Here is a 19,074-nt window from a genome sequence, read left to right on the forward strand (position 1 = left end):
CTCAGATCCACTCCTTGTGCTGCCTCAGCCAGGCGCTCATCGCGGCAGCGGACTCGGCGCAGCCGAACCGCGCGCGCCAACCGAATTCGTCGGCCATTCGCGTCACCGACAGCGGCGCGCGATCCCCACCGTGGAGCTTGATGAAAGTCTTCTCTCCGGGAGACGCGAGCCGGCACTCCAGCCCGGGATGCAGCGCCGCAAAGGCCTCGCCCCATTGCAGTGCCGACGAAGCCGTGCCGCTGGAGATGTTGTAGAGCCGGTGGCGCGGCCGCTCGGCTTCGATCAGCACAGCGACGGCCTCAGCGGCATCGGGCGCGTAGGTCCAGTCCTTGATCCCTGGTGCAGGGAGGAGCGCCGGTTCGCCGCGCGCGAACTCCGCCAGAATTTGGAACTGGAGGCTGGGCGTATCGCGCACCTTCCCGATCCGCTCCCAAGGACCGAACACCGCGCTCAAACGCACACTCAAAAAATCCCCTCCCCACAGCTCGGCAAGCCGCGCCACGGATCGCTCCGACGTGAATTTGCTGATGGCATAGAAGGAGACGGGATCGCACGGCGTCTCCTCGTCCAATATCTGATAGCGCTGCCCCGCGGTCCCATAGGCGGATGCCGAGGACAGATTGATCACGCGGCGAACGCCACGGCGGATCGCAGCGCTCAGGATCGGTATCTGAGCCATCACATTGACCTCTAGGATGCTGGAGGTCGTGGACCGCTCGAGCTGATCCCCGGCAGTTATGGCGGCGCCGAGGACAAGCGCATCAAAGCCTTGTTTCACGAGGGCATCGATCCTCTCGATGTCCGTGATCTCGCCCTGAACAATCGTGAGCCGATCCCGGTAGTCAGCAAAGGATCGCTCCGCTCCGGCCGGAAGCTGCTTACGATCATGCAGCGTCACCTCGTGCCCGCGCACGAGCAGCACTTCGGCAAGATTGAGGCCGACAAAGCCGGTGCCGCCGAAGATGACGATCTTCATCGCGCGCGATCCACCATCACAGCAGTTTTGCTCCGAAATTCCGCTCCGGATCCATGTCGGCGACGAGCCGGCCGGTCGGCTTTGCCGCCTCGCCGCCACTGCGCGCGAGGAATTTTCCGCTGCCGGCGGACGCAAGGCACTTGTTGCCGTCGACGATCACGCGGCCGCGCGAGAGCACCGACACCGGCCAGCCCTTCAACGTGCGGCCTGCAAAGGGCGTGTAGCCGGCGAGATCGTGCATCATCTCATCGGCGATGGTGACCTCGCGGTTGGGATCCCAGATCGCAATGTCCGCGTCCGCCCCGACGGCGATCGAACCCTTGCGCGGATGCAGATTGTAGATCTTTGCCGGCGCGGTCGCGGTCAGCTCGACGAATTTTTCCAGGCCGAGCCGCCCCTTCGACACCATCGCGTCGAACAGCAGCGGCAGCCGCAACTCCAGGCCCGGCAGGCCATTGGCGACCTGCTTGAAGTTGGGATTGGGGCCGGCGCGCAGCTTGCCGGTCTCGTCATAGCGATAGGGCGCATGATCGGAGGAAATAGTCTGGAGATCGCCGAGCGAGAGCGCCTGCCACAGCGCCTCCTGGTCGGCATGCGTGCGCGGCGGCGGGCTGCACATCCATTTGGCGCCTTCGGCGCCGGGCTTGTCGAGATCGTTGGCGGTGAGGAACAGATATTGCGGACAGGTCTCCGCAAGCACCTTCAGCCCCTGCCCGCGCGAGTCGCGGATCACCTTGGCGCCTTCTGCGGTCGAGACATGGAAGATCATGATGGGCTGATCGATCAGCGCCGCCATGCCGATCAGCCGGGTAAAGGCTTCCGCCTCCGACACGCGGGCGTGACTGACGGCATGGTATTTCGGCATGGTGTAGCCGCGCGCAAGCAGGCGCTTCACCATCCAGGCAATGATGCCGTGGTTTTCGGCATGGGCGCACAGCATCGCGCCGGACTGGCGCGCGGCGAGCAGGATGTCGAGCAACGGCTCGTCGTCGACCTTGAGGCGGTCGTAGGTCATGAAGATCTTGATCGACGCATGGCCCTGCTTCACCAGCGCCGGAATGTGCTCCTCGACCGTCTCCTTGGTCGCGTCCGCGATGATCATGTGAAAGGCGTAGTCGATCACCGCGCCCTTCTTGGCCAGAGCGTGGTAGTCTTCCACCACCTGCGGCAGCTTCATGCCGACATGCTGGGCGGCGAACGGGATCACCGTGGTGGTGCCGCCGAAGGCCGCCGACACGGTCGCGCTCTCGAAGGTGTCGGCATTCATGATGCCGGCGGCGGAGAGCTGCTCGATATGGGCGTGGCTGTCGACGCCGCCGGGCAGCACCAGCTTGCCGCGCGCGTCGATCTCGCGCTTTGCCGCCGGGAGGCCCTTACCGATGGCCGCGATCGTCTCGCCTGTTATGGCGACGTCGGCCTCGAAGACGTCGGTGGTGGTGGCGACGCGGCCGCCGCGGATGATCAGGTCGTAAGCGGGTTCAGTCATGAGGCACTCCGTGATAGGCTCAAGGCACGTACTCGTAATTTCGCAGGAAGACCATCATGTCCCGGCCGCGCATTCTCGTCATCAACCCGAACTCCAACCAAAAGGTCACGCAAGGGCTGGAGGATGCGCTGAAGCCGCTCGGCTTCGAGGGCGGGCCGGAGGTGGTCTGCCAGACGCTGGCCGAGGGGCCGTTCGGTATCGAAAGCCAGGCGGACGTCGACAGCGTCGCGATGCCGCTGCGAAAGCTGGTGGAAAGCGACAACAGCTCGGCCGCCTTCGTGATCGCCTGCTACAGCGATCCCGGTCTGCAGGTCTGCCGTGAAGGCACCGACCGGCCCGTGTTCGGCATTGCCGAGTGTGGCGTGCTGACGGCGCTTTCGCGCGCCGAGACCTTCGGCGTGATCGCGATCGCGCAGCGCTCGATCCCGCGTCACATGCGCTATCTCAGGCAGATGGGATTGACCGATCGCCTCGCCGGCGAGCGGCCGCTGAACATGAGCGTCGCCGAAACCGCTTCGGGCGAAGGCACGCTCGCCAAAATGATCGAGATCGGCCGCGCGCTGCGCGACGAGGACGGTGCCCGCGCCATCGTCATGGGCTGCGCCGGCATGGCGCGCCACCGCCGTCCGCTGGAAGACGCGCTGGGCATTCCCGTGATCGACCCGACGCAGGCGGCCGTCACCATGGCGCTGGGTACGGTGCAGTTCTCGGCTCACTAGGCGTCCTTCAGCTCTTTCGTTTCCTGCCGCGCGAGCCATTGTGCATGGCTCTCGCGCGTCAAAGCGAACGTATCCCGCTGCGTGGTGTAGAGATTGCCGAACATGCGGCCGATCGGCCGGTAGGCATCGAGATCGACATACATGTTGGCCTCGTCGACCAGGCCCTCGCGGGCATGAATCCTGAGCACCTCGCCGACCAGGAGTTCGCGATCCGGCGAGAAATTCAGCACGACATGGCGCCGGCATTCCAGTGCGAAGGGCGCGGCGGCGAGGCGCGGCACCTTCACGTCGACAGAGGGAAGCGTCGCCAGACCCGTCGCGGCGACCTCGCTGTCGCCGGAGGGGAAATCGACCGCGCAGTCGTTCATCGCCACCGACAGCGCCTCGTCCACCATGTGCACCACGAACTCGCCGTCGCGATGGATGTTGCGGGTGGTGTCCTTCGGCGAGTGATCCGGCTTGTGCTGGAGCCCGAGCACGATCAGCGCGGGGCTTTCCGAGAACACGTTGAAGAAGCTGAACGGCGCGGCATTCACCGCGCCGTTCTCGTCCAGCGTCGTCACCAGCGCAATCGGTCGCGGCACCACCACGCCGCAGAGCAGCTTGTAGCGATCGCGCGGATCGAGTTCACGCAGTGATATGCCTTTGTCCGCCATCGGCGTCACTTTTCCGGCGGCGGCACCGCGCCGGTCTGGCTGGTGATCAGGCCGTAATGCTCGATGCGGCGATGCCGGGCGAAATCGAAGATCGTGGTCTTGCCGAAGGTGGTGACATCGAGGTCGCAGGCGTGAACCAGAACCTCGTCGTCATCAGTCTTGGCTTCCGCGACGATCTCGCCATTGGGATCAACGATCAGGCTGCCGCCGAACAGCGGATGGCCGTCCTCATTGCCGGCCTTGGCGACCGCGACCACCCAGGTCGCGTTCTGATAGGCGCCGGCCTGCACGGAGAGGCGATTATGGAACAGGCGCTTCTCGACGCCCTCCTCGCTCTTCTCCGCATTCACCGACGGGGTGTTGTAACCGATCAGCACCATCTCGACGCCCTGCAGGCCCATGACGCGATAGGTCTCGGGCCAGCGGCGATCGTTGCAGATCGCCATGCCGATGATGCCGCCGAGCTCACGCCAGACGTTGAAGCCGAGATCGCCCGGCTCGAAATAACGCTTCTCCAGGTGCTGGTGCGAGCGCTTGGTGTCGTAGTCCACATGGCCCGGCAGATGGACCTTGCGGTATTTGCCGACGATCTTGCCGGACTTGTCGGTCAGGATAGCGGTGTTGAAATGATGGCCGTCCGGCGTCAGCTCCGCATAGCCGAAGTTCATCGCCATCCCGTGCTGCGCCGCACGCTCGAACAGCGGCCCGGTTGCCGCGTTCGGCATCTCGCGCTCGAACCAGATGTCGAACTCGGCGCGGTCCTCGACGTACCAGCGCGGGAAGAACGTCGTCAGCGCCAGCTCGGGATAGACGATCAGGTCGGCGCCCTTGCTCTTGGCCTCGTCCATCAGCGCGATCATGCGCTTGACCACGGCCTCGCGGCTGTCGGCTTTTTGGATCGGGCCCATCTGGGCGGCGGCGACATTGACGATGCGCATCAGCGAATTCCTGATTTCTTGAGTTTCTTGATGAGACTGGGGATCGTAGCTTCAGGGGCGCGTCGGCGCATGCAGCATATCGCAGCCCTGCGCCGTTTTTCCAGCCTAGCAGTTTTCATGCCGTCCGCCCCCATTCGGCGTCCTGCAAAAGCCGCCAGTTGATCTTGTTGCTCGCGGTGCGCGGCAAGGATTCGACGAAGACCACGGCGCGCGGCGCCTTGTAGCTGGCCATCGCGCCGCGCGCCCAGCCGACGATGTCGTCCGCCGACGTGGTCGCGCGCGCGGCTTCATCGAGCACCACCAGCGCCTTGACGGTCTCGCCACGGTAATCGTCCGGTGCCGAGACGATGCAGCACTCCCGGATGGCGCGGTTCTGGTACATCGCCGCCTCAACTCGGCCGGCCACACCTTGAAGCCGCTGACATTGATCATCCGCTTCAGGCGATCGACGGCAAAGAAATAGCCTTCGGCATCGCGATAGCCGAGGTCGCCCGTGCGCAGGAACCGCTTGCCGTCGAACTCGATAAAGGCTTCGGCATCCGCCTGCGGCTTGTTCCAGTAGCCCTGCAGCACCTGCGGCCCATGTACGACGATCTCGCCGACGACATTGTCGCCAAGCTCGATCAGGCTCTCGGGATCGACGACCCTTGCATCCGTCTCCTGCACGGCAATGCCGAGGCACTGCCGCTTCGGCGCCGCCATCGGATTGAGATGGGTCGGCGACATCGTCTCGGTCATGCCGTAGCCCTCGACGAAATCGAGGCCGAACCGTCTCTTCAGCCGTTCGGCAATTGCGGTCGGCATCGCCGCACCGCCGCCGGTCAGCACCTTGAGCTTGGCAAAGCATTGGTCGCGGAAGCTGGCGCTTGCGAGCACGTCTACGATCATGGTCGGCGCCGCGTTCCAGAACGTCACGCCATAGGTATCGAACAGATCGGGCAGCAGGTCCTTGTCCCAGCGCGCCATCAGCAGCAGCGTGGCGCCGGTGACGATGGCGGCATTCATCGAGCCCTGCATGCCCGCGACATGGAACAGCGGCATGAAGCCGGTCATCACGTCGCTGCCATCGAGCCCGTACCAGCGCGCCTGCAATACGGCGGTGAACAGCGCGCTGCGATGCGTGTGCATGCACGCCTTGGGCTTGCCTGTCGTGCCCGACGTATAGGGCAGGATCATGAGATCGTCCGGCCCGGCCTCCATCGCACCTGGCCGAAAACCTTGCGCGATCGCGGACGACCAGGAATGCCAGCCCGGCGACGACGGCACCTCCGACGGCGCTTCGGTCACGCAGGATGGCAGCGCGTAAGGCGTCGCGCTAGGCACCTCGTCGCGATACTGCGCGACGACCGCATGCGCGATGGCATCGCCGACCAGCGGCGCAAACACATCGCTCAGCTCACTGCCGATGATCGCAACCCTGGCGCCGCTGTCGGCGGCGAGATACGCGATCTCGGCGGTCTTGTTCATGGGATTGATCGGGACAATCACGGCATCCGCCCGCATCACCGCGTAGTAGGCGATGACATATTGCGGCGAGTTCTGCAGCGCGATCATGACGCGGTCGCCGCGCTTGATGCCGCAAACGCCTTGCAGGAAACCGGCCATGGCGTCGACACGGTCGCGCAGCTCGGCGTAACTCAGGCTCGCGCCGTAAAACACCGTCGCCGGATGCGACGGCCGATCATTCGCGGCCCGCGCCAGCGCGTCGTACAGCGTCCCCTCCGGCATCGCCAGGTGCCAGGGCTCATCCGCCGGCCAGGCCGGCGAGCGACGAGATGCTGCGTTGCCCGCGGTCACCCGTGCTCCTTGTCGGCAATATCGAGGCCGTGGTCGAGTGCGTCGAGAAGGAGCGTAGCCTCGCGCTCGGAGATCACCAGCGGCGGCGCCAGGAACAGCGAAGTCTGCTCGCCGCTGGTGCCGATCACCGCGCCGGCCTCCAGCGCGCGCTCCGCGACGCGCGAGGCGATCGGCACCTCCGTGGTGTCGGCATGCCAGGTGCGCCAGTCCGGACCGTAGAGCTCCACCGTCCAGTGCAGCCCCTGCCCCGCGACACGCTGTACGCTCGGATGCTTTTGCGCGATCGCCAGCAGGCGGCGGGTGAACAGCTTCTCCAGATTCTGCACGTGCTCCAGAATCTTCTCGTCAGTGACGACCTTCAGATAGGCGCTGACGGCGGCCATGCTGATGGGATGACCGCGCAGCGTGCCGTAGTTCTGCCAGCTCGTGCCCTTGAGCCGCTCGACGATGTCCTTGGACACCACGACCGCTGCCACCGCCGCCGCGCCGCCTCCGAGCGACTTGCCAAGTGTGACGATATCAGGCCGGCTCTGCGCGCCCTGGAAGGCGAACCAGCGGCCAGCACGGCCTGCGCCGGTGACGACCTCGTCGGCGATCCAGTACGAGCCCGCCTGCCGCGCGTAGCGCGCGACCTCGTCCTGATAGGCGCCGTCGTAATAGATGCCGCCTTGCGTGTAGTCGATGATCGTCGCCGCCGTGTCCGAGAGCAGGCGCGTGGCATCCGCGAGATATTCGCTCGGCGGCGTATTGTTGGCCGGCGCGCCATAGATCGCGCCATCCGGCGCCGGCAGGATCCGCACCGGCGCCATCGGCGCCGGCAGCTTCGAGCCGCCAGCATGCACCGCAAGGCCGCCGTGCCATTGCGGCTGCACCGTCATGCTGCGCGACAGGCCGGTGATACCGTGATAGGCGCGCTCGCGCGTCGCCAACGCGGAACGCTGCGTCAGCGCCTGGCAGAGCGACAGCGCCATGTCGTTGGCCTCGCTGCCGCTGATGCAGAAGCGCACCGCACCGACCCAATCCTCTTCGCCCTTGAAGGCCGTCGCCATCAGGTCGTCGGCGGCCTGCTCGCGGCCGACCCAGGTCCAGCCTTCGTTGACGACGGGCGTATCGGCGGCACGGCGGATCGCCTCCACCATCGCGGGATGGCGGTGCCCGAGGCCGCCGCCGGTGTTGCTGCCATCGATCAGCCTGCGGCCGTCCGACAGGTGAAAATAGACGCCCTCGCCGCCGGCCACGGCCATCGGCGCGGCCTCGCCTGCATTCAGTCCGGTTCGCAACAATCTGCTCATCGCGGGTCCCCTCAACTGGCAGCCGCGGCGCCGTAGCCGCCACCGCCGCACATCTCGATCGTGACGAGATCGCCTTGCTGCAACACCAGGTTCGACTTGCCGTCGATCGCGACGTTGGCGCCCTGCCTGACCAGCGAGATGCGGCAGGCCTTGCCGGGCTCGCCGCCCCGCATGCCCCAGGGCGCCATCACCATGCGTTCGATGCAGGTGGTCAGGTGCATCGAGGGCGCCAGGATGCGATAGGTGCGGACCGAGCCGTCACCGCCGCGATGCGCGCCCGCACCGCCGGACTGCCGCCGGATCGCCTGCTGCTCGAGCCGGATCGCATAGTTCGCCTCGATCACCTCGACCGGCGTGTTCGAGGTGTTGGACAGATGCACGCGTGTCGCGGACGTGCCGGCCCGATCGTGCCGCGCGCCTTCGCCGCCGCCATGAACCTCGTAGAGCATCTTCCATGAACCGTTCGGCCGCGGCTCAGCGAAGAACAGAACGCCCGCGGTGGTCGCGCCGCCCGCCGACAGCCGCTCGGGAATGGTGTCTTGCATCGCGCGGAAGATCGCATCGACGATACGCATGGACGTCTCGTGGTTGCCGGCGGCCACCGACGCGGTCCAGCCCGGCTCCAGGATCGAGCCCGGGCGCGTGATGATGGTCAGAGGCCGCAGCGCGCCTGCGTTCTGGTTCATGTCGCGCCCGCTCATGATCCGCGCGGCGTAGGCAACGGCCGAACGCGCCATGAACGGCGTCGTGTTGCAGAAGTTCGAGACGCGGTCGCAGCTCCCGGAGAGGTCGAAGGTCGCCTCGTCGCCGCGGATGGTGATCTTGACGTGGATGCGCGCCGGCGCGTTGTTCGCACTGCCGTCGTCGAGATAATCTTCGCCTTCATAAACGCCGTCCGGCAGCGCGCGGAGCGCTTCCCTCATCTCGATTTCCGAGAGATCGTGCAGGCGCGACTGCGTCGCCATGAAGACGGCCTTGCCGTGCTCGCGGCAGAGCTCGACGATGCGCTTCTCGCCGGCCTTCGTCGCGGCGATCTGGGCGAGGAGATCGCCCTCGCAGGACTCGGCATCGCGAACGTTGGCCTTGAGCAGTTGCACGATCGGCGTGTTGACGCCGGCCGAGGTTGCGATCAGCACCGGCGGAATCCGCATCGCTTCCTGGAAGGTATCGATCGCCTTGGCGAAATAGCTGCCGGGCCAGGTGCCGCCGATGTCGGGCCAGTGCGCGAGGCTGACGGCAAAGGCCACGATCTCGCCCTCGACGAAGACGGGCCGCACGACCTTGACGTCGTTGAGGTGGTTGCCGCCGAGCGCGCCGACATTGTAGATCACGACGTCGCCGTCGTTCAGGCTGTCGCGCGGCATCACCTTCAGCAGCTCGGGGATCGTATAGGCCATCGCGCCGAGATGGATCGGGATGTCGCGGCCCTGCCCGACCAGGCCGCCGTGGCCGTCGGTGATCGCGGACGACAGGTCGCCCGCTTCGCGCAAGAGCGGCGAGCGCGCCGAGCGCGTCATCACCAGGCTCATCTCCTCGGCTGCGGCGGACAGTCCGTGCCTGATGACCTCGACGACGAACGGATCGAGCTTCATGCCGCCCTCCGCGTCAGGAACAGATTGCCGGCGACATCAGGTTTTGCCTGCCAGCCCGGCGGCACCACCACCGTGGACCATGCGTCTTCGATGATGGCCGGGCCGCTGACGGTCTCCGCGAGCGAGGCGCGGTCGATGATGGCTGTCGCGATGTCGTGGAAGCCGTCGAACGAGCAGGTCCGCTGACCCGACGACACCGCCCTTGCTGCCGTCGCCGGCCGGCTGACGACGGTCGTCGACGGGCGGCGGGCCTGCACTCGTACGGATTCGATGACGCAGGGCTCGCCGGTCGCATAGCCGAACAGCTCCTGATGCCGCGTCAGAAAATCCGTCTTCAGCGTGGCGACGTCGAGCGGCAGCGTGAAGGATACCGGAATGGCGTCGTTCTGCGCGGCGTAGCGCATCAAGGCCACCAGCTCGACCTGGATCTCCGCCTTCGCAACGCCATTGGCGATCAGCGGCGCCGAGGCATCGACAATCAGCGTATCGATGCGCTCTGACACGCGCGCGAGGTCGATACCGTCGAGGGCGGCGCGCAGCGTCTGCTGCTGGAGGAAGCTGAAATCGGCAGTCAGGCAGCCCAGCGCGGAGAACGCACTCGACGCGCTCGGGACAACCACCTGCGCAATCCCGTAGAGATCGGCAAGGCCCGCGGCATGCATCGGGCCGCCGCCACCGAAGGCGAGCAGCGTGCAGTCGCGCCCGTCGATGCCGCGTTCGACCGTGACGCGCCGGAGCGCGCGGGCCATGGTCGCGTTGGCGACCTTGATGATGCCGAGCGCCGTTTCGGTCAGGCTGAGGCCCAGGGAATGCGCGATCGGATCAATGATGCGCTTGGCTGACTCGATGTCGATCCCGATACGATCGCCAAGTTTTGTCTCGGGATTGAGATAGCCGAGCACGGCATTGGCATCGGTAATCGTCGGCTCATGGCCGCCGCGACCGTAGCAGGCCGGCCCCGGCTCGGAGCCGGCGCTCTCTGGCCCGACCGTGAGGCCGCCCGGACCGTTGCGCACGATCGATCCGCCGCCCGCGCCGATGGAATGAACCGCCAGCATCGGCTGGCGCAGCGGCTTGTCGCCGAGCATGCGGCCGTCGGTCATCTCGGCCTGGCCGTCGACGATCAGGCAAACGTCGGTCGTGGTGCCGCCCATGTCGAAGGTCAGCATGCGCGAGGTGCCGAGCTGGCGCGCGATGCTCACCGACGCCGAGACGCCGGCCGCCGGCCCCGACATCGCCATCACCAGCGGCCGCCGCTTCACGGCGGAAATCGGGATCATGGCCCCGGCGGAATGAAACACCTGCAGGCCGGGACCGATCGGCAGCCGCTGCTCCAGCTCGCTCAGATATTCCACCGCGATCGGCATCGCCGCCGCGTTGAACACCGTGGCCGAGGTCCGCTCGTATTCGCGCGCCTCGGGATTGACCTCGTGGGACAGCGAGACGTGGGCGACGACATCCTTGAGCCGCTCGCCAAGCATCTTTTCATGCACCGGATTGGCATAGGCGTGAAGCAGAGCAACCGCCACGCTCTGCACGCCGGTCTGCTTGAGCCAAGCCACCAGACGCTCGATCTCCGCTTCGTCCAGCGCCTTCAGCACACGGCCCTCGTGATCGAGACGCTCGGCAAGTCCAAAGCATCGCTCGGGTGGCACCAAGGGCGGCGATTTCGGGGGAATGTCGAGACGGTAGAGATCGCGGCGGCGATAGCGCGCGATCTCCAGCACATCGGCAAAGCCTTCGGTCGCGACCAGCGCCACCTTCGGCAACCGGCCCTCGACGATGGCGTTGGTGACGCGCGTGGTGCCGTGGACGAAGCGCTTGACCTCGCTCTTGCGCAGGCCCACGGCCTCGATGGCCTCCAGCATCGCCTGGACGGGCGCGTCGGGGCGCGAGGGTACCTTCGCGATCCGCGCCTCGGCAGAGTCGCGCCGGATCGCGATGATGTCGGTGAAGGTGCCACCGATATCGGTGCCGACCTCCCAGTGATTGTCGGAGGAGCTCATCTGCACAGTCAGCTACGGATGACGCCCGGACCGGACGCCAGGTCCTTCCCGTTCATCGCAACGTCCAATGCCGAAACGAGAGCGCTCATCATGCATCCCCTGTCATGCCACCATGAGCGAGCGTGCGACAGAGCGATGGGCGCAGGCTAGGGCCAGAGTTGTCGCAAACCGCTAGACCAGCGCGCGACCGGGCCGCGCGCCGCGCCACCTGCTGCACGTTTTGGTGCAGCGCTGCCCGCGCTGACGGCACGCGAGCGCGGACCATCCCTCGCGGAAAAAGTGCAGCGCACCACGGATTTCTCCGCGCAAAACGCGATGTTCGCTGCACTGCAATCCGCGCAAGCCAAATCGCCTGTCTAATTTGCAGGCGACCGACCGGCACCGCCGGATGTCCGGTTGCCTATGAGCTATGCATGGCGGTCGGCTCAGCCTCTCTTTATTGTACGAACAGTACGAGAGGAGATGGCCGCCTCGGATGGCGCATTGCGGGAGCCGCTGCCGATGCAAGCCGCGATTCTCGCAAGCAGCGGCGAGGCATCCTCGACACGCAGCCGTCCGTAGCCGAACACCAGGCCCTGTCGCGTCGGTTGCTCCAGAAAATTCTGCGATAACGGCTGCACGTGGATGCCGGCCTGCTTCAGGCTTGCGGCCGCCTCGCGGTCGCTCATCCGCGCCCGCATCGCGTCGGTGAACTCCGCCACCAGATGCAATCCCGTCACCGCCGCGGAGACGACGAGGTCATCCGGCATCCGCGCTGCAATCGCCTCGATCAGGGCCTTTCGCCTGCTCGCATAGACCCGCCGCATCCCACGCAGATGCCGCAGCAAATGCCCCTCCCGCATGAACTCGGCGAGCGCGAGCTGTCCGATGCCGGAGGTGTGCACGTCGATCCGCGCGCGCCCTTTCGAAAATCCTGCGATGAAATCCCTGTTGGCGACGATGTAGCCGAGCCGCAGGTTCGGCATCATGATCTTCGAGAAGGTGCCGAAATAGATCACCCGTCCCTCGCGATCGAGCGAACGCAAGGAGGCGATCATGCTGTCCTGGTGCCTGAACTCCGAATTGTAATCGTCCTCGATCACCCAGACGTCGTTCCTGTTGGCCCAGTCGAGCAGCTCGAGGCGCCGCTCCAGGCCCATGCTGACGCCGAGCGGATATTGATGCGACGGTGTGACCACGATCAGGCGCGCGCCCGGCGCGCGCCGGATTCCTTCCGAGACGACGAGGCCCTTGTCATCGACGGGAATGGGAACGAGCTTGGCCCCGGCCGCCGTCAGCGCCCAGCGGGCCTCGACGAAGCCGGGCTCCTCGATCCAGACTTCATCGCCGGGATCGAGGATCATCCGGCTGCAAAAATCCAGCGCGCCAGACGTGCCCGACGTGATCACGACTTCTTCCGGCGAGCAGACGAGCCCGCGCACCGAGCCGAGAAAGTTCGCGATCTCGCTCCGTAGCCGCGGATGGCCTTCGGCGGGAAGGTCGAGGCATTCCTGCTCCCTCGGATTCTGCCAGGTCTGACGCAGCAGGCGCGACCATTCCTTGAAAGGAAACGTCGAGATGTCGGGCGCGCCGGGTGCGAACACGGACGGCCAATTGGTTTCGTAATCCAAGCCAAGCAGTGATTGCCAGCGCTTCGAAGTGTGGGCGGGCGCAGCCCCGGGCGACGCGGCCGACGGCGGCTCCGCATGCGACGTTGCGACGGACGCCACCATGACCCTGCCGCGCGGCGTCGATTCCAGATAGCCCTCCGCGTAAAGCAGATCCCACGCCGTCAGCACCACCGTGCGCGAGCAGCCCAATTCCCGCGCGATCTCGCGCGAGCCCAGGAATTGCGTTCCCGCCGAAAAGACGCCGCGCAGAATGCAATCCCGGATGTGAGCCGCGATCTGCAAATGCAGCGGTACGGCCGACGTCCGGTCGATATGCATTCCCGCAAGGGAGACGCGCTTGCTCGGGTGACGATCCCTGTCCATCGTGTGGAGGCGGCTGTTGCAACGGCCGGCGATCGCCGCCAGCGTTCCCTCAGGATGGGCCAGATACGGATTCGGGTCCAGCCTCGGCGGGAGCCGGCGACGTTAACGCTGCCCGGCGATGCCCAGTGCCTGTTCGAGCGCCTGCAACTCATCGGATGTCGCTGGCGGCTGCGGCGGCCGCGCCGCGTCGCATGAGAGGCGCCCGAGCAGCTTCAGGCAGGCCTTGAGCCGCACGGTCGCGCGTCCTCCGGGCGGATCGCGATAGATCGCGACTGCCAGCGGATAGAGCTTGTCATGCGCGGCGCGCGCCCGCTCCCAATCGCCGGCTTCGGCGGCAGTCCAGAGGCTGACCACGAGCTCCGGCACGACGCAGGCGAGGCTGACCTGGCTGCCGGCCGAGCCGACGAGATAACTCGTCAGCAGATGCTCGTCGCCGGAGCCGAGTACGACGAACTCCGGTCGCAGCTTGCGGATCAGCCGCAGATTCTGCTCGTACGTCGCGACCTCCCAGCTACCTTCCTTGATCGCAACGAAGCGAGGATCGGCAATGAGCCGCGTAAGCAGCGGTAGCGCATAAGCCATGGCTCCCGCGCCGACGGGTGCAGCGTAGAGCATCAGCGGCACCGTCGTGGCATCGCGGATATGGCGGTGATGCTCGATCACGCCCTCATCGGCATGGCCGAGCGCCCAGCTGTTCGGAGGAAACACCAGCAGCCCGTCCGCACCGGCCTGCTCCAATGCGGCAGCCTCGCGCGCGGCCTCCAGGCTCGATTCATGATTGACGCCGGAGACGATCAGGCAGTCCTTCGGCGCGTGCTGGCGCGCCAGCTCCACCACGCGCCGCTTCTCGGCCAGGGACAGCACAAAATTCTCGCCGGCGTGACCGTTGACGAGAAGCCCGTTGATGCCGGGTGTGGACGAAACCGAGGTGAGATGGCTTGCGAGCTGCGCCTCGTCGATCTCGAAATCGGCCGTCATCGGCACGATGGTCGCGGCATGAATGCCGCGCAGGCGGTCGCTGAATGTCCGCATCGCCGCCGACATCGGCTAGTGAATGATCTGGTCGAGGAACGTCCGCGCCCGCTCGGACTTTGGATGCTTGAAGAACTCATCCGGCGCGGCCTGCTCGACCACCTTGCCCTCGTTCATGAACACGATGCGGTCTGCGACCTCGCGGGCAAAGCCCATCTCGTGCGTCACGCACAGCATGGTCATGCCCTCTTCCGCCAGCTTCTTCATGGTCTCCAGCACCTCCTTGACCATTTCCGGGTCGAGCGCCGAGGTCGGCTCGTCGAACAGCATGATCTTGGGACGCATGCACAGCGCCCGCGCGATGGCAACGCGCTGCTGCTGGCCGCCGGAGAGTTGCCCGGGGAATTTCTCGACCTGATCCGGAATCCGGACTTTTGTCAGGAAATGCATGGCGAGGTCCTTGGCCTCCGCCTCGCTCATGCCGTTCGCGGTCATCGGCGCCAGAGTGCAGTTTTCCAGCACCGTCATGTGCGGGAACAGATTAAAGCTCTGGAACACCATGCCGGTGTCGCGCCTGACCGCGTCGATGTTCTTGCGTTGATGGTCGAGCTCGACGCCGTTGACGTAGATCAGGCCTTCATCGTGCTTCTCGATGTGGTTGATGCAGCGGATGAGCGTCGACTTGCCCGAGCCGGAGGGACCGCAGACCACGATCTTCTCACCCCTGGCGACCTTGAGATCGATCTGATCCAGCGCGGTGAAGTCGCCATAGTGCTTGTAGACCGCCTCCATGCGAACCGCAGGAACCTCGAGGAGCTGCGGCTGCGTAGTCATCGACATCTCGCTCATGCGCGGGCCTCCACACTCGCCTGTGCAACCGGCGCGCTCACTGCGACCCGCCTGGTTTTCGCGGCACTCGATCGACCGAAATGCTTCTCGAGCCGTCGCTGAACCGCATCCCAGACCGATGTGAGGATCAGGTAATAGGCGGTTGCAGCCGCATAGACTTCGAGGATTTGGAAATGCTCCTGCATCAGCATGTCGCTGCGGCGCATGAGCTCCTCGACCGAGATCACGGAGGCAAGCGAGGTCGCCTTCAAGAGCGAGTTGATGGAGTTTCCGAGCGGCGGGATCATCAGGCGGAACGCCTGCGGCAGGGTCACGCGACGGAACGTGACCCAAGGCGACAGGCTGAGCGCCCAGGCGGCCTCGCGCTGCCCCGCCGACACCGCCATGAAGCCGCTACGCACGATCTCCGCGAGATAGGCCGCCTCGTTGAGGATCAGGCCGACCAGCGCACAGGTGATCACGCTGAACTTGATGCCCAGCTGCGGCAAGCCGCTGTAGATCACCACGAGCTGGATCAGCAGCGGCGTGCCGCGGAAGAACCAGATGTAGAAGCGCGCGGCTCCCGCGAGCACCGGATTGGACGACATGCGCAGCAATGCGATGCCCATGCCGAGGATCAATCCGCCGACGACCGCCGCCACCGTCAAGCCGATGGTGACGAGCACTCCCTTCATCAGGAAGTAATTGAAGAAGTAGCTGACGGCGGCCGTCGGACTGAAATGGCTCATCGGCTCGTCTCCGTTGATATCAGGCCGGACCGGGGCCGGCGATTGCGAGCGGCTGGTCGGCCGGCATGCTGGTCAGGCCGAACTTGTCGAACAGCGCCTGATAGCTGCCGTCGGCGCGCATCGCGTTGAGCGCCTTGACGACGGCATCGACCACCGTCTTGTTGCGGAAACCGAGCGTGGTGCGCGCGGTGCCGAGGCCACTCAGCACTTCCTTGACGCGGCCGCGGCTGGTGAGATCGCGCGCCACGCTATCCACGAGCAAGGCGTTGTCGACCTGTCCCGCAAGTAGCGCGCTGACGACATTGGTCGCGGTGGGGAATGTGCGCATCTCGACGGCGGCGCCGCCCTTCGCCACGCTCGCGTCGCTGAGTTTCTTGAGCCAGTTCATCTGGTAGCTGCTGACCTCGACCGCGGATGATTTTCCGATCAGATCGTTTTCGGTAGCAATTTTTGTGCCGCTATCGGGCGCGACCACGACCGAGATCGCCTGAATGGCATACGGCACCATGTACATCAGCTTGGAGCGTTCCTCGGTCCAGAACATGCCGGTATCGATGCCGTCGATGCGGGCCGCGTTGAGCGCAGGAATCATCGCCGGAAAATCCATCCGGACGAGTTCGACCGGAAGACACAACCGCTTGCCTAGCTCGGCGGCGAGCTCGACATTGAGGCCCTGCAACTGACCGTCCTTGTCGACGAATTGCTGCGGCGGATTGGTCGGGTTGATGGAGAGCTGCAACTTTCCGGGCGCGATCAGATTGTCGTCGGTGATCGCGGGCGTACAGGCGGCATGCGCGGACGCGGATGCGAGAACGAGTGCGGCTACAGCACTCAAGCGAAGCAGTGTCGAGACCATGAATACCTCCAGTAAGACGCCAATGACCGATGCAGTTCCTCGCCCGGGATTCCCCCTCAACGTTTCTTGGATGCGGCCGGCCGGATCTCGCGACATGGCAGGCAGCATCGTCCTTGATCTGCTCAGGCCGGTCCCGACATCGGCCTGAGCTGGATGCGCATGAAATTCTTCACCAGGGATTCAAACGGACCGAATCCCTTCACCTTCAAAAACTCCGGCGTCTCGAATGCCCAGCGGCCCGCGACTTCGTACATCGCGGCGTATTTCGGCCCGTCGCCGATCGAGACGAAGCGCTTGGCCGAGAGCCAGCCGGGACAAGCGAGCAGATCAGGAAAATGCTTTTGCTCGTACCAGGCGTTGAACGCAGCCTCGTGCTCGGGATCGATGTCTATCCGCACGATATGGATGAAGGCTTCGTCCGGCATCTTCTCGCCCCTCATTCCAGACGGATGTCGCCGGCCGCGCGCGCCGCGCCGACCGTCGTTGCAATCGCATCGCACAGCGCAGGCAGAACCGGCAGCAGCGGCGGCCGCGGATCGGCGTTGCGGATCAGGCCGAGCGCCTTCAGCCCGACCTTCATGCGTGTGTGCATGTCCATGATCGGCGCAGGCCCGTAGATCGATCGCACGATCGGATAGAGCCGCTCGTTCACGGCGCGCATCGCCTTGAGGTCGTCGGCGAGCGAGGCCTGCCACAGTTCTGCGAACAGATGCGGCGCGAGGCTGACGAGGCCGGAGAGAATGCCGTCGCCGCCGACGGCGAGCTGCGGCAGGAACCAGTTGAAGTTCGACGGCAGGATCGCGACGGAGGGATCGGCCTGCTTCACCGCCCGCCGGTTCTCGTCATAGGCCAGCATGGTGTCGCTGCCCTCCTTGATCGCGATGACGCTGTCGAGCGCTGCGATCTTGGCCAAGGTCTCCGGCGAGTAGCCGAAGCCCGAGGTCAGCGGATATTGGAAGATCGACACCGGAATTCCGATCGCGGAGCTGACCGCCTGCACGAACGCCAGCGGCGCGCGCGAGGTCGCCGAGGCGCCGCCGCCGAGCGGCGCGGGCGGGAACAGCACCGCGCAATCGGCACCGGTCGCTTCCGCGAGCTGGGCCTGATGGATCGCTTCCGCGGTGGAATGCGCGATGATGCCTGAAAGCAGCGGCTTGCCGCCGATCTGCCGGCGCGTCCGCTCGATCACGGCCAGACGTTCGTCGTCCGAGAGCGAGCCACCCTCGCCGGCGTGGCCATTGACGAACACCGCCGCGATGCCGTCCGGACAGGCACAATAGTCGAGGACACGAGCGTAGCCGTCCCAGTCGATCGAGCTGTCGTCCCTGAAGGGCAGAACGGTCGCGACCGTAACGCCGCGCAGATCAGGTTTCTTCATCGCTTTGCTCATGACGGTTTCCGCCGCGGAAATTTCAGGCTCGCCCGCGCCTTCAGCACTTCGAGGCCGCCCTCGTTGCGGGCACTGGCTTCCCAGATAATGGTGCGGGTTTCGTCGTGCTGCTCAGCGATCCAGACGTCGAAAGTGAGCGTGTCGCCGTAGAACACGGGACCGGTGAACCAGAAGCGGTCCTCTACGGACACGCCGATGGTGCCGACCAGCTCAGAGGTGAGGATGCTGGTGCAGAGGCCGGCGACCATGATCCCCGGCGCCAGCCGGCGGCCAAAGCGCGTCGCTCCGGCATAGACCTCGTCGACATGGACCGGGCCGAAATCGCCGGTCGCGGCGATATAGAGCGCGCCATCCGCCTCGGTGATGGTCTTGCTCAGGCTGACCCTGTCATTCACCTTGAGATCGTCGAAGGACTTTGGCTCGTACATGGCTCAGCCCTTCGCGAACGGAACCAGCGTTGCGGTGCCGTCCACCACGGTCGCTCCCGAGGGCGACAGCGTGCAGGTGACGCGGCAGACCGCGTCGTCGCCGTCAACCGAAACGATCTCGGCCCGAGCTTCGACGGACTCGCCGACGATCACGGGTGCAGCGAAATTGAGCGCGATGCTGCCGATCCGCCGTGTGGGACCACCGAGCTGGCTGAGGCAGGTCGTGGCGAGACCGCCGACGGCGAGCTCGAAGGCCACCATGTTGGACGCGCCGGCTTTCTTCGCGCGGACGGCATCGACATAGAGACCGCCGAGATTGCCGCTGATGCCGGTGAACATCGCCTGCTCGGCCACCGTCATGGTCTTGCGGAAGGCGAAGGCCGCGCCGGGCTTGAGAGGTGCGTGAGGCATCGGTC

18 protein-coding genes and 1 pseudogene are annotated in these 19,074 nt (G+C 65.6%); 1 reads left to right on the forward strand and 18 read right to left on the reverse strand.

All coding sequences use genetic code 11. The features are described 5' to 3' along the window. Position 1: 1 nt before the first annotated feature. On the reverse strand, positions 2-976 hold the full coding sequence (locus tag QA649_RS30250; RefSeq protein WP_283020399.1) for an NAD(P)-dependent oxidoreductase: 975 nt from the start codon (positions 974-976) through the stop codon (positions 2-4). Between the two features lie 16 nt (positions 977-992). Continuing rightward, a complete protein-coding gene (hydA, locus tag QA649_RS30255) occupies positions 993-2,462 on the reverse strand; it encodes a dihydropyrimidinase (protein ID WP_283020400.1) in 1,470 nt (489 codons plus the stop codon). A 56-nt stretch (positions 2,463-2,518) separates the two neighbouring features. On the opposite strand from hydA, the gene QA649_RS30260 reads away from it, so the two are divergent. Beyond that, positions 2,519-3,181: an aspartate/glutamate racemase family protein gene (locus tag QA649_RS30260; RefSeq protein WP_283020401.1), complete on the forward strand. Its 663-nt coding sequence runs from the start codon at positions 2,519-2,521 to the stop codon at positions 3,179-3,181. Here QA649_RS30260 and QA649_RS30265 read toward each other — a convergent pair. From QA649_RS30265 to QA649_RS30340, 16 genes and pseudogenes are all read right to left on the reverse strand, one after another. Further along, positions 3,178-3,837 (reverse strand): flavin reductase family protein, encoded by a 660-nt coding sequence (locus tag QA649_RS30265; protein ID WP_283020402.1) that lies wholly within the window; start codon positions 3,835-3,837, stop codon positions 3,178-3,180. The genes QA649_RS30260 and QA649_RS30265 overlap by 4 nt on opposite strands. 5 nt (positions 3,838-3,842) lie before the next feature. Next, entirely contained in the window at positions 3,843-4,775 is a 933-nt protein-coding gene (locus QA649_RS30270; RefSeq protein WP_283020403.1) for an N-carbamoyl-D-amino-acid hydrolase, read from the reverse strand. A gap of 115 nt (positions 4,776-4,890) precedes the next feature. After that, positions 4,891-5,157 carry a hypothetical protein gene (locus tag QA649_RS30275; RefSeq protein ID WP_283026137.1) on the reverse strand — a complete coding sequence of 89 codons (267 nt, stop codon included), beginning with the start codon at positions 5,155-5,157 and terminating at the stop codon, positions 4,891-4,893. Between the two features lie 233 nt (positions 5,158-5,390). Then, positions 5,391-6,503, reverse strand: a pseudogene (locus QA649_RS30280) (AMP-binding protein); the annotation flags it as partial. Between the two features lie 65 nt (positions 6,504-6,568). Then, positions 6,569-7,864 carry an aminotransferase class III-fold pyridoxal phosphate-dependent enzyme gene (locus tag QA649_RS30285; RefSeq protein WP_283020404.1) on the reverse strand — a complete coding sequence of 432 codons (1,296 nt, stop codon included), beginning with the start codon at positions 7,862-7,864 and terminating at the stop codon, positions 6,569-6,571. A gap of 11 nt (positions 7,865-7,875) precedes the next feature. Next, on the reverse strand, positions 7,876-9,456 hold the full coding sequence (locus tag QA649_RS30290; protein WP_283020405.1) for a hydantoinase B/oxoprolinase family protein: 1,581 nt from the start codon (positions 9,454-9,456) through the stop codon (positions 7,876-7,878). Next, positions 9,453-11,462 (reverse strand): hydantoinase/oxoprolinase family protein, encoded by a 2,010-nt coding sequence (locus tag QA649_RS30295; protein ID WP_283020406.1) that lies wholly within the window; start codon positions 11,460-11,462, stop codon positions 9,453-9,455. The genes QA649_RS30290 and QA649_RS30295 overlap by 4 nt, the downstream gene beginning before the upstream one ends. A gap of 425 nt (positions 11,463-11,887) precedes the next feature. Beyond that, positions 11,888-13,435, reverse strand: a complete 1,548-nt coding sequence (locus tag QA649_RS30300; RefSeq protein WP_283020407.1) for a PLP-dependent aminotransferase family protein — start codon at positions 13,433-13,435, stop codon at positions 11,888-11,890. Between the two features lie 102 nt (positions 13,436-13,537). Further along, positions 13,538-14,467: a dihydrodipicolinate synthase family protein gene (locus tag QA649_RS30305; RefSeq protein WP_283020408.1), complete on the reverse strand. Its 930-nt coding sequence runs from the start codon at positions 14,465-14,467 to the stop codon at positions 13,538-13,540. 15 nt (positions 14,468-14,482) lie between these two features. Next, positions 14,483-15,256: an amino acid ABC transporter ATP-binding protein gene (locus tag QA649_RS30310; protein WP_283020409.1), complete on the reverse strand. Its 774-nt coding sequence runs from the start codon at positions 15,254-15,256 to the stop codon at positions 14,483-14,485. Further along, positions 15,253-15,984, reverse strand: coding sequence for an amino acid ABC transporter permease (locus tag QA649_RS30315; RefSeq protein ID WP_283020410.1), 732 nt, complete (start codon positions 15,982-15,984; stop codon positions 15,253-15,255). The genes QA649_RS30310 and QA649_RS30315 overlap by 4 nt, the downstream gene beginning before the upstream one ends. Before the next feature lie 19 nt (positions 15,985-16,003). Next, complete coding sequence (locus tag QA649_RS30320; RefSeq protein ID WP_283020411.1) at positions 16,004-16,840, reverse strand: ABC transporter substrate-binding protein; 837 nt, start codon at positions 16,838-16,840, stop codon at positions 16,004-16,006. A gap of 122 nt (positions 16,841-16,962) precedes the next feature. After that, a complete protein-coding gene (locus tag QA649_RS30325) occupies positions 16,963-17,265 on the reverse strand; it encodes a DUF4286 family protein (protein ID WP_283020412.1) in 303 nt (100 codons plus the stop codon). An 11-nt stretch (positions 17,266-17,276) separates the two neighbouring features. Further along, on the reverse strand, positions 17,277-18,230 hold the full coding sequence (locus QA649_RS30330; RefSeq protein ID WP_283020413.1) for a dihydrodipicolinate synthase family protein: 954 nt from the start codon (positions 18,228-18,230) through the stop codon (positions 17,277-17,279). Then, the gene (locus QA649_RS30335; RefSeq protein ID WP_011086090.1) at positions 18,227-18,658 is read right to left on the reverse strand and encodes a MaoC/PaaZ C-terminal domain-containing protein; all 432 of its coding nucleotides are present in this window, start codon (positions 18,656-18,658) and stop codon (positions 18,227-18,229) included. Before QA649_RS30335 ends, QA649_RS30330 begins: the two co-directional genes overlap by 4 nt. A gap of 3 nt (positions 18,659-18,661) precedes the next feature. Next, on the reverse strand, positions 18,662-19,069 hold the full coding sequence (locus QA649_RS30340) for a MaoC/PaaZ C-terminal domain-containing protein (RefSeq protein ID WP_283020414.1): 408 nt from the start codon (positions 19,067-19,069) through the stop codon (positions 18,662-18,664). Positions 19,070-19,074: the final 5 nt, after the last annotated feature.

Source organism: Bradyrhizobium sp. CB1717 (assembly GCF_029714325.1).
In the GTDB taxonomy this organism is placed as follows: domain Bacteria; phylum Pseudomonadota; class Alphaproteobacteria; order Rhizobiales; family Xanthobacteraceae; genus Bradyrhizobium.

Excerpts from the sequence above, each read along its gene's own strand:
- QA649_RS30250 (WP_283020399.1), bottom strand. The coding sequence starts at position 976 with ATGAAGATCGTCATCTTCGGCGGCACCGGCTTTGTCGGCCTCAATCTT.
- hydA (WP_283020400.1), bottom strand. The coding sequence starts at position 2,462 with ATGACTGAACCCGCTTACGACCTGATCATCCGCGGCGGCCGCGTCGCC.
- QA649_RS30260 (WP_283020401.1), top strand. The coding sequence starts at position 2,519 with ATGTCCCGGCCGCGCATTCTCGTCATCAACCCGAACTCCAACCAAAAG.
- QA649_RS30265 (WP_283020402.1), bottom strand. The coding sequence starts at position 3,837 with ATGGCGGACAAAGGCATATCACTGCGTGAACTCGATCCGCGCGATCGC.
- QA649_RS30270 (WP_283020403.1), bottom strand. The coding sequence starts at position 4,775 with ATGCGCATCGTCAATGTCGCCGCCGCCCAGATGGGCCCGATCCAAAAA.
- QA649_RS30275 (WP_283026137.1), bottom strand. The coding sequence starts at position 5,157 with ATGTACCAGAACCGCGCCATCCGGGAGTGCTGCATCGTCTCGGCACCG.
- QA649_RS30285 (WP_283020404.1), bottom strand. The coding sequence starts at position 7,864 with ATGAGCAGATTGTTGCGAACCGGACTGAATGCAGGCGAGGCCGCGCCG.
- QA649_RS30290 (WP_283020405.1), bottom strand. The coding sequence starts at position 9,456 with ATGAAGCTCGATCCGTTCGTCGTCGAGGTCATCAGGCACGGACTGTCC.
- QA649_RS30295 (WP_283020406.1), bottom strand. The coding sequence starts at position 11,462 with ATGAGCTCCTCCGACAATCACTGGGAGGTCGGCACCGATATCGGTGGC.
- QA649_RS30300 (WP_283020407.1), bottom strand. The coding sequence starts at position 13,435 with ATGGACAGGGATCGTCACCCGAGCAAGCGCGTCTCCCTTGCGGGAATG.
- QA649_RS30305 (WP_283020408.1), bottom strand. The coding sequence starts at position 14,467 with ATGCGGACATTCAGCGACCGCCTGCGCGGCATTCATGCCGCGACCATC.
- QA649_RS30310 (WP_283020409.1), bottom strand. The coding sequence starts at position 15,256 with ATGAGCGAGATGTCGATGACTACGCAGCCGCAGCTCCTCGAGGTTCCT.
- QA649_RS30315 (WP_283020410.1), bottom strand. The coding sequence starts at position 15,984 with ATGAGCCATTTCAGTCCGACGGCCGCCGTCAGCTACTTCTTCAATTAC.
- QA649_RS30320 (WP_283020411.1), bottom strand. The coding sequence starts at position 16,840 with ATGGTCTCGACACTGCTTCGCTTGAGTGCTGTAGCCGCACTCGTTCTC.
- QA649_RS30325 (WP_283020412.1), bottom strand. The coding sequence starts at position 17,265 with ATGCCGGACGAAGCCTTCATCCATATCGTGCGGATAGACATCGATCCC.
- QA649_RS30330 (WP_283020413.1), bottom strand. The coding sequence starts at position 18,230 with ATGAGCAAAGCGATGAAGAAACCTGATCTGCGCGGCGTTACGGTCGCG.
- QA649_RS30335 (WP_011086090.1), bottom strand. The coding sequence starts at position 18,658 with ATGTACGAGCCAAAGTCCTTCGACGATCTCAAGGTGAATGACAGGGTC.
- QA649_RS30340 (WP_283020414.1), bottom strand. The coding sequence starts at position 19,069 with ATGCCTCACGCACCTCTCAAGCCCGGCGCGGCCTTCGCCTTCCGCAAG.